Below are 13,997 nucleotides of genomic sequence, written 5' to 3'. Positions count from 1 at the left end.
CTGCCCTACGGCACGGGTTCGCGAGCCCGCTTGACGGCGTCCAGCAGGCCGACGGCCGCCAACGCCGCGATCACGGCGGAGCCTCCGTACGAGACGAAAGGGAGCGGCAGACCTGTGATCGGCACGATGCCGAGTGTCATCCCCAGGTTCACGAAGGACTGGAACGCCAGCCAGCAGACCACTCCGCCGGCCAGCACCGTGCCATACGACGACGGGCTGACGGCCGTGATCCACAGGCCGCGCCACAGCAGCAGGGTCACCAGCAGCACGATGGACGCGGTCCCGAGGAAACCGAGCTCCTCGCCGGCCACCGTGAAGATGAAGTCGGTGTGCTGCTCGGGGACGAAGCGGCCGGCGGTCTGCCCGCCCCGGAACAGGCCGGTACCGAACACCTCGCCCGAGCCGACCGCGATGCGCGACTGTGCGGCGTGATAGCCCGAGCCCAGGGGATCGGCCTCGGGATGGAACAGCACCGACAGCCGCCGCAGCTGGTAGGGCCGGACGAGGTCCAGCCGCCACATCAGGGCCAGGCCGAGAGCGCTCAGCGCGGCGATCCCGGCGAGCCAGCGCATCCGCGCCCCGGACACCGTGATCATGCCGATCGTCACGGCGCAGAAGACGAGCGCCGTGCCGAAGTCGGGCTCCAGGGCGATCAGGATCACCGGAGGAGCCGCCAGCGTGAGGGCGAGGAGCACGGCCCGGCCGCCTGGCCGTCCGCCGTCGTCGCGCCCGCCCAGCACGCCGGCCAGCGTGAGGATCGTCGAGACCTTGGCGAACTCGGAGGGCTGGAATCCCAGCCCGGGCCCGAGCGCGATCCACGCCTGCGAGCCGTTGACCGTGCGGCCCAGCGGGGTCAGCACCGCGACCAGGGCGGCCAGCCCGAGCAGGTAGACGGCCGGGACGTACGCCCTCAGGACCTTCGGCTCCGCCCGGGAGACGACCCACATGAGGGCAAGCCCGAGACAGACGCTGAGCCCCTGCCGCTGGACGAGGGCCGAGCCGGGGTCGGTCCGGGTGGCCGAGCTCAGGAGCAGCAGGCCGATCGCCGCGAGGGCGCCCGCCGGGAGCAGCAGCCCCGCGTCCAGGGGCGTGCGCGGGGCGAACGGCGCCCACCACGCCTGCGAGCGCGGCCCGGGGACGTTCATGTCCCGGTGGAGGCGTCGGCGAGGCGAGGGATGCCCTCCCGCATCGCGCGCGCCGCCGTCCCGGCCGTGTCGCGTCCGGACCACGGCACCATCACGACCACGACATACCGGGAGCGTCCGGCGGGGACGTAGCACGCCGACCAGGACGCGCCGGGCCCGCCGTACGCGTCGAGGGTCCCGTCAGAAGACCGGCTCGCAGACAGGTTCACGGACAGGTTCACGGACAGGGCGTGCCGTACGCCGCGCAGGGTCTCGGGGGAGACCGCCACGCGGCCGTCGACGGGCGGGACCACCGTGCGCGCCACCGTGCCGTCGGGCCGCACCAGGGCCGTGGCCAGCCGGGGGCTGAAGAGCGTCCCGCCGTTGACGGCGGCCGCGTAGGCCCTGGCGAGCTGGAGCGGCGTGACCAGGACCTCGTCCTGGCCGGACGCCGACGGCCGATCCGGATGCCGCGCGGGGTCCGGGACGGCGCCGGCCGCCTCGTTCGGCAGGTCGATCCCGGTCGGCCGGCCGAAGCCGAACGCGGTCGCCGCCGCAGGTGAGGTGATCACCCGCGCGGACCCGGGCGGGCGCCGCGCGACCAGGGCCCCGGACGAGGGAAGGCCGCCGGTGTCCACCTCCGCGGCGCCGCCGTGCCGGGCGGCGGTCTCCCGGCCCGCATGGCCGGCGAGAGCGGCCACACGTCCGGTCGAGGCCTCGAGCACGACCACCGCGCCGCCGATGGCCCGCCCCGTCTTCGCGGCGCCCGACGCGAGCGTCTGCTCGGCCAGGCGCTGGATCCGCGGGTCGATGCTGGTCGTGAGCGTGCTGCCCGGAAGGGCCGCGCTCTCGCCCATGACTCCGGTGACCGTCCCCCTGCTGTCGACGGCCAGTTGGCGCACGCCCGCACGGCCGGCCAGTTCGGCGCGGTACCAGGTCTCAAGTCCCTGCCCGACGAGGGCGCCGGAGCTCAGCGGGCTGCCGTCGGCGGCGAGGACGAGGCCGGCGGGCGCGGGCAGGGACTCCGTGCGGACGCGTGAGTCCGCCGCCGCCCTCGCGTAGTACGCGCCGTCGACGATCTGGAGGTGCCAGAGCCGGCCGAGCACGCTCAGCATCATGGAGGAGACGACGACGGCCAGGAGCGCCACCCGCCCCCGGTGCACACCCCTACGCACGTCGCGCAGATCGACGTAGCGTGATCAGCCGGTCGCCGATCATGCGAGTAGTGTGCGGCACGGATTCCGGTAAATCAACCGCTTCCGGGCGAGTCAGCGGCCGTCGAGCAGAGGGCGCGCGGGGTCCCAGCGGGTTCCGTCCGCGGCGTCCCTGCGCCGGCGGGCGATGGCGGACAGGGCCTCGAGGACGACACGGTTCCCCAGGTAGGCCGTGATCTCCGCGTGGTCGTACGGCGGGGCGACCTCGACGATCTCCACGCCCACGACCGGCAGTTCGTAACAGGTCCGCCGCACGGCGTCGAGCAGTTGGCGTGCGGACAGGCCGCCCGGCTCGGGCGTGCCGGTGCCCGGGGCGTGCCCGGGATCGCAGACGTCGACGTCGACGGACAGGTAGACGCCGTCGCAGTCGTCGAGCGCGATGCCGTACGCCTCGGTGAGGCACGTGTCCAGGCCGCGGGCGACGATCTCGCTCATCTCGTAGGAGCGCATCTTCTGCCCGGCCATCCAGTCGAGGATGTCGGGGCCGGGCCAGTAGCCGCGCAGGCCGATCTGGAGGAACCGGTCGCCGCGGATCGCTCCGGACTCGATCAGACGGCGCATGGGCTGGCCGTGGCCGTGCAGGTGCCCGAACTCGACGTCGCCGGTGTCCGCGTGGGCGTCGAAGTGCAGCATGGAGATCCGGCCGAAGCCGTGGTGGCGGGCCACGCCGGTGGCGTCGGGCAGGGCCACCGTGTGATCGCCGCCGAGCACGACGGGGATCGCGCCCGAGGCGGAGACGCGGGTGACCGCCTCCTCGATCGCGCGCAGGCTGCCCTCGATGTCGCCGGCGTAGGTCTCGACGTCGCCGGCGTCGAGCACCCGGAGATCCTGGAGCGCGTCCACGCGGAGGGCGAGGCTCGGCCGGGACCCGTCGTGCGGGAGGTAGCAGGCCTGCCGGATGGCGCTCGGCCCGAACCGCGCGCCCGGACGGTGTGACGTCCCGCCGTCGAAGGGCGCCCCGACGATGACGACGTCCGCCCCGGCGTAGGTCTCCGCGTCCTCCAGGTCGCAGCGGCCGACCCCGAGAAAGGTGATGTCGGGGCCGAACATCGGGCCGTAACGAGTCATCGGGCACCTCCAACGCCGGTGCCGTCCCGCAGGCTCCGGAGCCCTCCTGCCAGGTCCGGAGATGGGCGGCGCCGTCATGCTATGTGACGTTCAGCCGGAGACGACGGGTCGCGCCAGGTCCGGCGGCCCGCCGGAGACGTGTGGCTCCGGCCTCGGCGTTCCCTCTGACACGAAGGGGTCGAGCAGTCCGGGTGAGCCGGCGGACGCGAGCCGGATCGCCTCGGCGAGCGTGACGTCCTGCACGCGATACCCCTGGCGGCCGGCCGCGGTGGTGGCGGTCAGCGTGACGAGCCCGGCGCGGCGCTGGAAGAACGAGCGCTCGATGTTCCAGCCGATGATCCCGTCGTACTCCAGGGCCACGCGCCTGCGCACGAGGGAGCCCCACCGGGTGATCAGGTGACCGGCCACGAGCGCGTGGCCGAGGCTCCGGTAGCGGTCCGCCGCGATCAGCGCGGTGACCGGCAGCAGGGCGAGACCGGCCACCCAGGTCCAGGCGGGCAGGTCCGACCACTCCCACAACGCGAGGCAGACCACGGTCCACGAGACGACCACGCCGAGGGCCCGGGTGAACCTGCGCCGCCGGGCCGCCGGTCCGTGCGGCGTCAGCGGCCCGGAGACCGTGACGGCGTCGCCGCCGAGCACCCGCACCGCGACGGACTCCGCCTCGCGCCGGGGAGCGGGCGGCAGGAGCATCGAGCCGCCCCGCTGGGCCCCCTGGCCGACGCGCAGCCCGGTCGTCACGGCGATCAGGCGCGCTCCCCGTACGGCACGCAGCAACAGGGGCTCGCTGAACTCGAGGCCGCGCAGGCGCCGCTCCTCGATGGTGGTCGCCCTCGTGGTGATGAGACCACGGTTGACGTGCAGCGTTCCACTGGAGTGGCGGGTCAGCCGAAATCCCCAGAAGGCGAGGACGTAGCCCAGCGTCGAGGCGATCGCGACGAACACGGTCAGCACGACGACGGCGGTCGCGATCTCCAGCGGCAGGGAGAGGGACCCGAACCAGCCCAGAGTGGACTTGACGGGAGTGATCTGCCCCAGGTTCACGTTGCCCTCGGACGCGAGCCGGGAGACGAAACCGGCGATGATGCCCACGGTGATGAGACCGGAGAGCGTGAAGGGCCCGAACCGGATCCAGCCGGGCCGCAGGGCCGCGAGCTCCGTCTCGACGCCGGCCTGCCACGGGACGGCGACCGGTGCGGCGGGGGCGCCCGTGGCGGGGTCCACGGCAGTGCCCTCGGCCGGGGCGGCCGTGCGGTTCTCGCGGTGCAGGAGCTCCACGCGCAGGTGGGCGGCCTCGGCGGCGGCGAGCGCGTCGAGCTTGAGTTCACCGCCGCCCTTCCTGTCGGAGCGGCCGGTGCCCACCTCGACCCGGGCCAGCCCGAGCACGCGATGCAGGATGTTGGAGGTCACGTCGACCGTGCGGACCCGGTCGAGGGGCACGGTCAGCACCTTGCGGTGGAGCAGGCCCTTGCGCACCTGCACGTGCTCGGGCGTGATGCGATAGGTGGTCGTGAACCAGCGCATCGTGCCGAGCAGGACCGTGACCGCCACGCCCACCAGGCTCCACAGGGGGCCGTGGCCGCCGCTGCTCGATCCGGCCACGAGGAGGCCGAGCAGGGCAGGCGCGGCCCGGACGACCTCCTGGATGGGGTGGATCACCAGCATCCGGACGCTCAGCCGCCGCCAGTCGGTGACCGTCGCGGTCGTCACGTGGCATCACCGGCGGTCGCTTGGGCCTTGGCGGTGAGTTCGTCGACGAGCCGTTGCGCGGTCTCGCGATCCAGCCCGCTGATGCGGACGGGACCCGCGGCGGAAGCCGTCGTGACGGTGACGTTGGCCAGCCGGAACAGCTGCTCGAGAGGTCCCCGGGCGCTGTCGACGGTCTGGATTCTGGAAACGGGGGCGATCCGCCATTCCTGCTTGAACCAGCCCGACTGGGTGTAGACGGCCTCGGGGGTGGCCTCCCACCGGTGGACGCGATAACGCCACACCGGCATGACGACGACATGCGCCGTCGCCAGGACCACGGTGGCGACGAGCCCGGCCACGCGAAGAGGGATGTCGTCGCCGTCGGCGATCAGCCAGACGACCTGGACGGCGACGAGGATCAGCCAGCCGACGGCGGCGTGCGCGGCCCAGTACCACCGGGCGATGGGGCTCACCCGGTGCTGAGGGGGGCGGAGGGTCGTGGTTTCCACATGCTCAACTCTGCCTGAAGTGTCCCAATCAAAGCAGTAGGGGTGATCACCTATTTATCAGGACAAATGTCATAGCTCCAGGACGGCCGCCGCGTTCTCCTAGGTGGACGGTCTCGACGCCGGCGTCCGCGGTCAGGTCGGCGAGCCGGGGCTGTCCGCCGCCGATACGCGGAGTGCCCGCGAGCCTGGCTCGCGGGCACTCCGGCGCCGGCCGGGATCGCCGGTCACTCGCCTTCGGCTTCGGTACGTCTGTCCTTCTTGGCCTGCTTGACCGAGCGGGCCTCCTTGATGGCCGTCTTCTTCGCCTTCGCCGTGGACTTGGCGTGCTTCTTCTTCGGTGCCTCAGCCATAATTCCCCCGAATTTATGACATATCGACATTTACGGCATCAGACAGGGTGATACCCACCCGGTGGGCGGTCATCCCGCCACCCGCTCCTCCTGGACGCTCAAGGGCTGGGCGATGTCCTCGAGCGACCGCCTGGCCGCCTCCACCCCCAAGAACCACTCGACCGCGCCCGCGGCCATCATCAGCAGGGCCCCGGTCACGTACCCCAGCGCGACGTTGTCCACGGATCCGCTCTCCACGAGGCGGCCGAACAGGATGGGGCCGATGATGCCGCCCAGCCCCGTCCCGACCGCGTAGAACAGCGCGATCGCCAGGGCCCTGGTCTCCATCGGGAAGATCTCCGAGACCGTCAGATAGGCCGAGCTCGCTCCCGCGGAGGCGAAGAAGAACACCGCCAGCCAGCAGGCCGTCAGCGTCCCCGCGGAGAGGACCCCGGCGTGGAAGAGCGCCGCCGTACCCAGCAGGAGCAGGCCCGACAGGATGTAGGAGCCCGAGATCAGCGCGCGCCGGCCGACCGAGTCGAAGAACCTGCCGAGCAGGACCGGCCCGAGGAAGTTGCCGATGGCCACGGGGATCAGGTACCAGGGCGTGCTCACGTCGGGGACGTCGAAGAACGTGGCGAGCACGAGCGCGTAGGTGAAGAAGACCGCGTTGTAGAGGAAGGCCTGCCCGATGAAGAGCGCGAGCCCGACGACCGTCCGCCTCGGGTAGCGGCGCAGCAACGTGGCGGCCACCTCGGTCAGCGGGGTGTGCGTCCGCTGGGTGATCCTGATCTGCCCGGCGGGCGGCTCCAGCGCCTGGCCGCTGTCCTCCCTGACCTGTCTTTCGATGTCGCCGACGATGTCCTCGGCCTCCCGCTCGCGTCCGTGGATGGTCAGCCAGCGAGGGCTCTCCGGCACCATCCTCCGGATCAGCAGGATGCCGATCCCCAGCACCGCGCCGAGACCGAACAGCACCCGCCAGCCCACGTCGGCGGGGAGCACGCCAGGATCGAGCAGCGGGACGGCGATCGCCGCGCCGACGGCGGTGCCGAGCCAGAAGGAGCCGTTGACGACCAGGTCGACCGTGCCCCGCACGCGTGCGGGGATCAGCTCGTCGATCGCCGAGTTGATCGCGGCGTACTCGCCGCCGATGCCGGCGCCGGTGAAGAACCGGCACAGGTAGAAGTACCAGGCCTCGGTGGAGAACGCCGTCGCGACGGTGGCGACGAGGTAGACGGCGAGGGTGACGAGGAAGAGCTTCTTGCGGCCGAACATGTCGGTCAGGTGGCCGAAGAGGAGGGCGCCCAGGCAGGCTCCGGCGACGTAGACGCCGGCTGCGAGCCCCACCTGGCTGTCGGTCAGCCCGAGCCCGCTGTTCGCCTGGGTGATCCGCGGGCCGATGACCCCCACGATGGTGACCTCGAGCCCGTCGAGGACCCACACCGTTCCCAGGCCGGCCAGGACGAGCCAGTGCCAGCGAGCCCAGGGCAGGCGATCGAGCCGCGCGGGGATGTCGGTGCTGATCTGCGCCATATCGTCCCTTTCGTTGCACGATATGGCGCCCGACTACCCGCCAGCGGGCCGGAGAATCATCGGGCGGCCCGAATCACCTAGATCGAATACCTGGCCTGGGCGTCGACCGGCTGCCCCTGAACGTTCCGCGAGTTCGCGGGGCCGAGCTCGAACCACACCGAGACTCCCGTGCGGGTGGCGGAGACGCCCCAGCGCTCGGTGAACAGGTCGACGAGGTGCACGCCACGGCCGGGCGTGCGCGCGGGCGAGGTCCAGCAGCCGCAGGCCTGCGTCGCGAGCGTCACCTGGGCGGACTCGGGGGTGGACCGCACGGCCACCGCGTAGCCCGGCCTGCTCCTGCACGCGGCGGCGTGCCGCAGGCACTCCGCGACGAGCTCGCCGATCAGCTGGATCGCGTCGTCCCGGCAGGGATGACCGTCTCCGAGGCGGCCCGCGACGAAGCGCCGGGCCGCTCCCGCCTGTGACGGGTCTCCTGAGAAGGGGCGCGAGATCGCGGTTCTCCCCGGGAGGTTGAGAATTGTCATCCTGTGATAACTCCCTGTGTACCCGTCAGCCAATGCGGAAGTGCGGTCCGTGCCAGACTGCATTCATCCTGCACTTTGGAATTCCGTCACGCAATACTGCGAATGCACTATTGCAAAGTTCCTTTCGTAGGGAGATGTCGTCTCATGGGGGTAGGACGCAGCCCATCGGTCCGGCTTCGCCGGCTCGCCGGTGAGCTGACGCGCCTGCGGGGTGAGTCGGGGCTCAGCAGAGAGGACGTGGCGAGCCGCCTCGGTGTGGCGGGTTCCACGGTGTACCGGATCGAGACCGGACACACCCGGCCCCAGGGCCGGACCATTCGGGATCTGCTCGATCTCTACGATGTCCGCGGCACGGAACGGCAGGTGCTTCTCGAGCTCGCTCGGGAGGCCGGACGGCGCGGCTGGTGGCACGCGTTCGGGGATGTCCTCCCCGGGCCGTACGTCGGGCTCGAGGCGGAGGCCGCCTCGGTCCGCAACTACGAGCCGCTGCTCGTCCCCGGGCTGCTGGAGACCGAGTCCTACGCCCGTGCGGTCGTGGGGGCCGCACTGGTGAAGGACCCGGCGGAGATCGAACGGCGGATCACGGTCCGCATGGAGCGGCAACGGCGCCTCACCGTTCCCGATGGTCTGGATCTGTGGGTCGTCCTCGACGAGGCCGCGCTCCGGCGGCCCGTCGGGGGTCCGCCCGTCATGGCCGAGCAACTGCGCCGGCTGTCGGAGACCGCCGTCCAGCCGAACGTCACCCTCCAGGTGCTGCCCTTCGAGGCGGGCGCCTACCTCGGCATGGGCAGTTCACTGGCGATCCTCACCTTCCCCGACCCCGAGGACTCCGACGTGGTGTTCCTGGAGAACATGGGCGGCGAGCTCTACCTGGAGAGCCAGGAAGAGGTCCGCAGGTATGTCCAGGTCTTCGATCATCTTCGCGCCGCCGCGCTCGGCCCGGAGAAGTCCCTGGAGAAGATCGATTCGGTCGAGAAGGAGATGACAGGACGATGAAGGGCATTCATCCGGCGCACGACCTTGCCGGTGCGGTCTGGCGCAAGGCGGCCCGTTCCAACACCGTGGGCAACCAGTGTGTCGAAGTGGCTCTCCTGAGCCAAGGGGTCGCCGTGCGCGACTCTAAGAACCCCGAAGGGCCGAAACTGATGTTCACTGCAGGGGAGTGGGACGCCTTCGTTGACGGCGTGAAGGGCGGCGAGTTCGACCTGTCCTGACCCCTCTGGGATTCGATCCCGTACGGCTTGCGCCTACAGGGCGCAAGCCGTACGCCATTTTTGGATGTTCTTTTCCCAATAAAGGTCGTCAAATCGGATGAATGGGTCCAATTTGGCAGGGCAGGAAACCGGCATGGGGCGGTGGCCGGGGTCGCCGCCGCGAGTCGGGCGGCAGATGAGGGAGGACGTCCATGACCATGGGAGTCGATCCGCGGCAACTCGCCGATGACGACCTGTTCCGCGAGCTGCGAAGCCTGCACGACACCCGGACCGACACGCTGCTCCACGGCTCTGACGACGCCCTCGAGCACCACACCTCCCGGACGCGGGAACTCGAGGGTGAGTACCTCCATCGTTTCCCCGACCGTCACATCGACGCCGGAAGACTGCGCAGTGGAGCGAGGGCGCGCAATGGGTGACAACGAGCGATTGGGCGACGTACAGGAGATGTCCGCCACCGAGATCGGCGTCTACGAGGCCGTCGCCTCGATGGACGTGGACGGGCGGACGGCGACGGTCGAAACCGTCGCCGCGATGACGGGGCTGCCCGAGGAGTCCGTGCGGAGCGGGCTGGAGGCGCTGACCCGGGGAGGCAGGCTCGTGCGCAGAGGAGGGGCCTATGTGCTGGGCCCGCACGACTGGGGGCTGGACTACTGACGTCCGATCCGGGCCCCCGGCGCCTCGCCCGGCCCCGCCGTACGGCGGGCACATCGCCGTTTACGCGGGGTTGACAACGCAAGTGATCGCAAAGGTACGGCATCGGCCGTCGTATGCTTGCGCTCATGACGCGACGGCTTGCTGAAGTTGCGAAAAAAGTAGGAGTCAGCGAGGCCACGGTCAGCCGTGTCCTCAACGGCAAGGCCGGAGTCTCCGAGGCCACCCGCGAAGCGGTGCTGACCGCCCTCGACGTGCTCGGATACGAGCGGCCGACCCAGCTGCGCGGAGAGCGCGCCCGGCTCGTCGGACTCGTACTGCCCGAGTTGCAGAACCCGATCTTCCCGGCCTTCGCCGAGGTCGTCGGTGGCGCACTCGCCCAGCAGGGCTTCACACCGGTGTTGTGCACGCGCACCGTCGGCGGGGTCTCCGAGGCCGACTACGTCGACCTGCTCCTCCAGCAGCAGGTTTCCGGCGTGGTCTTCGCCGGTGGGCTCTACACGCAGTCGGGCGTGGTCCACGACCACTACCTCCGGCTGATCGACCGGCGCCTTCCGACGGTCATGGTCAACGCGGCGGCCGACCACTGGGAGTTCCCGCGCGTCTCCTGCGACGACACGATCGCGGTCGAGCAGTCTCTGGGGCACCTGCGCGCGCTGGGCCACGAGCGCATCGGCCTGATCGTGGGGCCGCCGGATCACATGCCGTCGATCCGCAAGCTGGACGCGTTCCGCGCGCAGGGCGGCGAGCGGGTCGAGCACACCATGCACTCGCTGGAGGGCGGTCACGCCGCCGCGGTGAAGCTGCTGCGGCAGCAGGTCACCGGCATCATCTGCGGAAGCGACCCGCTCGCGCTCGGCGCCATCAGGGCGGCCAGGCGTGAGGGGCTGCGGGTGCCCGCCGACGTCTCGGTCATCGGGTACGACGACTCGGCGCTGATGAACTGCGTCGACCCGCCGCTCACCACCGTGCGCCAGCCGATCGAGGCGATGGGCAGGGCGGTCGTCGAGCTGCTGGTCAGCCAGATCGACGGCGCCGCCGTCGCGACCGGGGAGCTTCTCTTCGAGCCCGAGCTCGTCGTCCGGTCCTCGACGGGACGAATGGGAGCCCTCGCGGTCTGAGCGTTCGGGCGAATCCGGATGAGAATGGAATCCGTACGGCAAGAACGGAACCCGGAGAAGGAGGCGTCCACTCCTTCTCCGGGCCTCCCGTCGAAGGAGGCGTCCACTCCTTCAACGGGCTTCCGTTCCGACTACGAGGCGTACGCCTCGAACTCGGAGATCTGGCCGGCGGGCCAGCCGGTGTTGCCGGTGATGTTCAGCCGCAGGTAGCGCCTGCCGGCCGCCGGGAAGGTGATCGTCGCGGTGTTGCCGCCGGCGGGATCGAACGTGTAGCCGGCGGATCCCGCGATCGTGCTGTACGACGAGCCGTCGGTGCTGCCCTGAAGGGACAGCGTCTGGGTGCGGGTGGCCCACGCGGAGCTCGGCGGAAGCTTGAGCACGACCCTGCCGACGCTGGTCGTGGAGCCGAGGTCGACGGTCAGCGTCTGGGGGAAGGCGTTGTTGGCCGACTCCCAGTAGGTGTTCGCGTTGCGGTCGTTCGCGTTGCCGGGCACGTAGACGTCGGCGTGGGTGCTCGCAGTGATGGGCCTGCCTCCCGCCAGGTTCCCCCCGGCCGGAGGTGTGGGCGTCGGGGTGGGCGTGGGTGTGGGAGTCGGCGTCACCGGCGGCGGGGTCGATCCGGACCCGTAGACCTCGAGCGCGGACAGCTGCCCGGCCGGCCAGCCCGTGTTGCCCGTGACGGTGATGCGGACGTGGCGGACGGCCGCCGTGGTGAACGAGATGTTCACGGTGTTGCCGCTCGCGGGGTCGAAGGTGCGTCCCGCCGACGCGGACAACGTGGTGAAGTTCGAACCGTCGGTGCTGCCCAGGACGGACAGCGTCTGGGTGCGGGTGGCCCACGCGGAGCTCGGCGGCAGCTTCAGCGCGACCCGGTTCACGGACGCGACGCCGCACAGGTCGACGGTGATCGACTGCGGGAAGGCGTTGTTGGCCGACTCCCAGTAGCTGCTCGCGTCGCCGTCCACGGCGTTCGCGGGGCCGAACGACTGGGTGCTGCTGGTCGCGGTGGCGGGCTTGCCCCGGGCCAGGTCGCCGGTCCCGACGGAACAGGTGGGCGGAGTCGGCGTGGGGGTCGGCGTGGGGGTCGGGGTCGGGGTCACCGGCGGCGTGGGGGTGGGGGTGTCGGGCGGCGGCGTGCCGGTGCCGTCGTAGATGTAGTTCGGTGCGGGCCACTGACCGGTGCACGTGGTCGAGGACGTGCTCCAGCCGGAGTTGCCCGTGCCGTACACGGGGGAGAACGCGGTGCCCACGCAGTTGTGGATCGCGGTGCCCGCGCCGATGTGGGCGGCCGTCACGTTGGTGAACGTGGCCGACGCCCCTGACTGCGCCTGGATCATGTACGTGCCGGTGCCGTCGATCTTCACGTTGCTGAAGTTGACGGTGCTGGTGCTGCCCTCGATGAACTGGATGGCCTCGTACGAGCTGTCGATGATGTCGGTGTCGGTCACGTTGATGGTCGCGTTGACGGGTTCGTTGAGCCCGTCGAACCAGATGGCGCCGACGCCGAAGTTCCAGTTGTAGTCGCTGTTGCCGGCCCGGATCAGGGTGTTGCGGGCGGCGGTGATCGTGCCGGCGACCGCGGTGCCCTGACCGGAGTTGACGCCCGGATACCGGTTGGCGATGTGGATGCCGCCGCCGTTGGTGACCGTGTCGCTCACCACGTTGTCGGTGATCTTTATGTCCCTGCCGCCGTACGTGACGATGTTGTTGGCGAGGACCGGTGCGACCACGGTGTTGAAGGTGAACGAGTTGTTGACGTTGGCGACGCGATCGGGCCACATGGCCAGGCCGTCGTCGCCGGTGTTGCGGACGAAGGTGTTGGTCACCGTCGAGTTCGTGACGCCGGTGTGGAAGTTCACCCCGTCGGCGGTCTGGTCGATGATGCGGCTGTTCTTGATCGTGAAGTTGTTCATGGGGCCGTCCATCCAGGCCCCGACCTTGGTGTGCTGGATCCAGAGGTTGTCCACCGTGGAGTCCGTCATCGCGCCGCCGAGGGCGTTCACCTGGTCCTCGTCCACCCGCTCGGTGATCTCGCCGATGATGGCGAAGTCGCGGAGGGTGACGTTCCTGCTCGGGCCGCCCGCCTCGTGGGACCGGACGGGGCCGGTGTAGCCGCCGCCGCTGACGTACTTGCCGTAGATGCCGGCGGCGCGGTTGCGCTGGGTGGGGTTGCGGCCGGTGAGCACGCTGTACCAGGGGCCGGCCCCGCGGAGTGTCACGCCGTCCACGACCACGTGGTCCCACAACGTGTAGGTGCCCGCGGGGATGTAGACGGCCTTGCCCTGCGCCTTTCCTGCGTCGACGGCCGCCTGGAACGCGGCGGTGGAGTCGGTCGCGCCGTTCCTGACGGCGCCGAAGTCGTCGACGTTGAGGGATCCCGCGGGCTGCGGGATCGGGTCGGGCGCCAGCTCGAAGTCGGCGAGGTCGACCACGAACCAGGGGGAGGCCGCGGTGGACGCCACCTGGATCCTGACCTTGGTGCCGGCCGCCAGGGTGGAGCCGAACAGGGTGCGGGTCTCGTCGTAGAAGTGGTGGGGCTGGTTGCCCGGCTGGTTGCCGAACGGGTAGCCGCCGTAGTACCAGCCGTACTTCGAGGTGAGCGACAGGTCCTTCAGCTTGGTCCCGTTGACGCGCAGGTCGACGGGCGCGGTGATGCCCGTGCCGGCCGCGTTGTCCGGGACGCTGTAGCGCACCGTCATCGCGTTGGCGGCCTTGGGCAGGGTGAACTCGACGTACTCGCCCGCCGCGTCGAGCCGTACGGCGCGGCGTCCGGAGGCCTCCGACGGCAGGCGCGTGTACACCCGGTCGGATCCGATGACTTCACCGTTCGTCGCGGCCGCCTCGGCCTCGATCTCGGTGAAGGGCACGGTCGCGCCGCGTCCGGGAACGGAGAAGGGTGACGGCGACACGGCCGCCGACGAGGTGCCCGGGAGCGTGACCACGCTCCCGAGGGCGATCAGCGCCCCGGCCACCGCTGCCGCGGCGACTCCGGATCGTTTCATGAGCGACCCTTTCTGC

Annotated in this window: 14 protein-coding genes; 5 read left to right on the top strand and 9 right to left on the bottom strand. The window is 70.8% G+C overall.

The genetic code is table 11. The annotated features are described in order from the left end of the window. Positions 1-5 precede the first annotated feature (5 nt). The 8 genes from rodA to Pka01_RS24830 all read right to left on the bottom strand — a co-directional run bounded on the left by rodA (position 6) and on the right by Pka01_RS24830 (position 7,990). Positions 6-1,145 (bottom strand): rod shape-determining protein RodA, encoded by a 1,140-nt coding sequence (rodA, locus tag Pka01_RS24860; protein ID WP_203885273.1) that lies wholly within the window; start codon positions 1,143-1,145, stop codon positions 6-8. After that, positions 1,142-2,299, bottom strand: a complete 1,158-nt coding sequence (locus Pka01_RS24855) for a penicillin-binding transpeptidase domain-containing protein (RefSeq protein ID WP_203885272.1) — start codon at positions 2,297-2,299, stop codon at positions 1,142-1,144. The genes rodA and Pka01_RS24855 overlap by 4 nt, the downstream gene beginning before the upstream one ends. A 93-nt stretch (positions 2,300-2,392) precedes the next feature. Next, positions 2,393-3,406 (bottom strand): agmatinase, encoded by a 1,014-nt coding sequence (gene speB / locus Pka01_RS24850; protein ID WP_239115272.1) that lies wholly within the window; start codon positions 3,404-3,406, stop codon positions 2,393-2,395. A gap of 90 nt (positions 3,407-3,496) precedes the next feature. Continuing rightward, a complete protein-coding gene (locus tag Pka01_RS24845) occupies positions 3,497-5,116 on the bottom strand; it encodes a PH domain-containing protein (protein ID WP_203885271.1) in 1,620 nt (539 codons plus the stop codon). After that, positions 5,113-5,604, bottom strand: coding sequence for a PH domain-containing protein (locus Pka01_RS40890; protein WP_239115271.1), 492 nt, complete (start codon positions 5,602-5,604; stop codon positions 5,113-5,115). The genes Pka01_RS24845 and Pka01_RS40890 overlap by 4 nt, the downstream gene beginning before the upstream one ends. Positions 5,605-5,828: 224 nt before the next feature. Next, complete coding sequence (locus Pka01_RS41340) at positions 5,829-5,954, bottom strand: hypothetical protein (protein WP_275414504.1); 126 nt, start codon at positions 5,952-5,954, stop codon at positions 5,829-5,831. A 69-nt stretch (positions 5,955-6,023) separates the two neighbouring features. Next, positions 6,024-7,466, bottom strand: coding sequence for an MFS transporter (locus Pka01_RS24835; protein ID WP_203885270.1), 1,443 nt, complete (start codon positions 7,464-7,466; stop codon positions 6,024-6,026). A 77-nt stretch (positions 7,467-7,543) separates the two neighbouring features. Continuing rightward, complete coding sequence (locus tag Pka01_RS24830) at positions 7,544-7,990, bottom strand: ATP-binding protein (protein WP_203885269.1); 447 nt, start codon at positions 7,988-7,990, stop codon at positions 7,544-7,546. 144 nt (positions 7,991-8,134) lie between these two features. Between Pka01_RS24830 and Pka01_RS24825 the strand changes: the two genes are divergently transcribed. The 5 genes from Pka01_RS24825 to Pka01_RS24805 all read left to right on the top strand — a co-directional run bounded on the left by Pka01_RS24825 (position 8,135) and on the right by Pka01_RS24805 (position 10,979). Continuing rightward, a complete protein-coding gene (locus Pka01_RS24825) occupies positions 8,135-8,986 on the top strand; it encodes a helix-turn-helix domain-containing protein (RefSeq protein ID WP_203885268.1) in 852 nt (283 codons plus the stop codon). Next, positions 8,983-9,204 carry a DUF397 domain-containing protein gene (locus Pka01_RS24820; protein ID WP_203885267.1) on the top strand — a complete coding sequence of 74 codons (222 nt, stop codon included), beginning with the start codon at positions 8,983-8,985 and terminating at the stop codon, positions 9,202-9,204. Before Pka01_RS24825 ends, Pka01_RS24820 begins: the two co-directional genes overlap by 4 nt. 191 nt (positions 9,205-9,395) lie before the next feature. Beyond that, complete coding sequence (locus Pka01_RS24815; RefSeq protein ID WP_203885266.1) at positions 9,396-9,623, top strand: DUF6158 family protein; 228 nt, start codon at positions 9,396-9,398, stop codon at positions 9,621-9,623. After that, on the top strand, positions 9,616-9,861 hold the full coding sequence (locus tag Pka01_RS24810) for a hypothetical protein (protein ID WP_203885265.1): 246 nt from the start codon (positions 9,616-9,618) through the stop codon (positions 9,859-9,861). The genes Pka01_RS24815 and Pka01_RS24810 overlap by 8 nt, the downstream gene beginning before the upstream one ends. A 125-nt stretch (positions 9,862-9,986) precedes the next feature. Continuing rightward, positions 9,987-10,979, top strand: a complete 993-nt coding sequence (locus Pka01_RS24805) for a LacI family DNA-binding transcriptional regulator (protein WP_203885264.1) — start codon at positions 9,987-9,989, stop codon at positions 10,977-10,979. A 131-nt stretch (positions 10,980-11,110) separates the two neighbouring features. Here the strand turns inward: Pka01_RS24805 and Pka01_RS24800 are convergent, their stop codons facing one another. Then, positions 11,111-13,981: a galactose-binding domain-containing protein gene (locus Pka01_RS24800; protein WP_203885263.1), complete on the bottom strand. Its 2,871-nt coding sequence runs from the start codon at positions 13,979-13,981 to the stop codon at positions 11,111-11,113. Positions 13,982-13,997 lie beyond the last annotated feature (16 nt).

The sequence above is a fragment of the Planotetraspora kaengkrachanensis genome (assembly GCF_016862895.1).
Taxonomy (GTDB): domain Bacteria; phylum Actinomycetota; class Actinomycetes; order Streptosporangiales; family Streptosporangiaceae; genus Planotetraspora; species Planotetraspora kaengkrachanensis.
The sequence above is the reverse complement of the archived record's forward strand: the minus strand, read 5'-3'. Positions and strand labels throughout refer to the sequence as shown.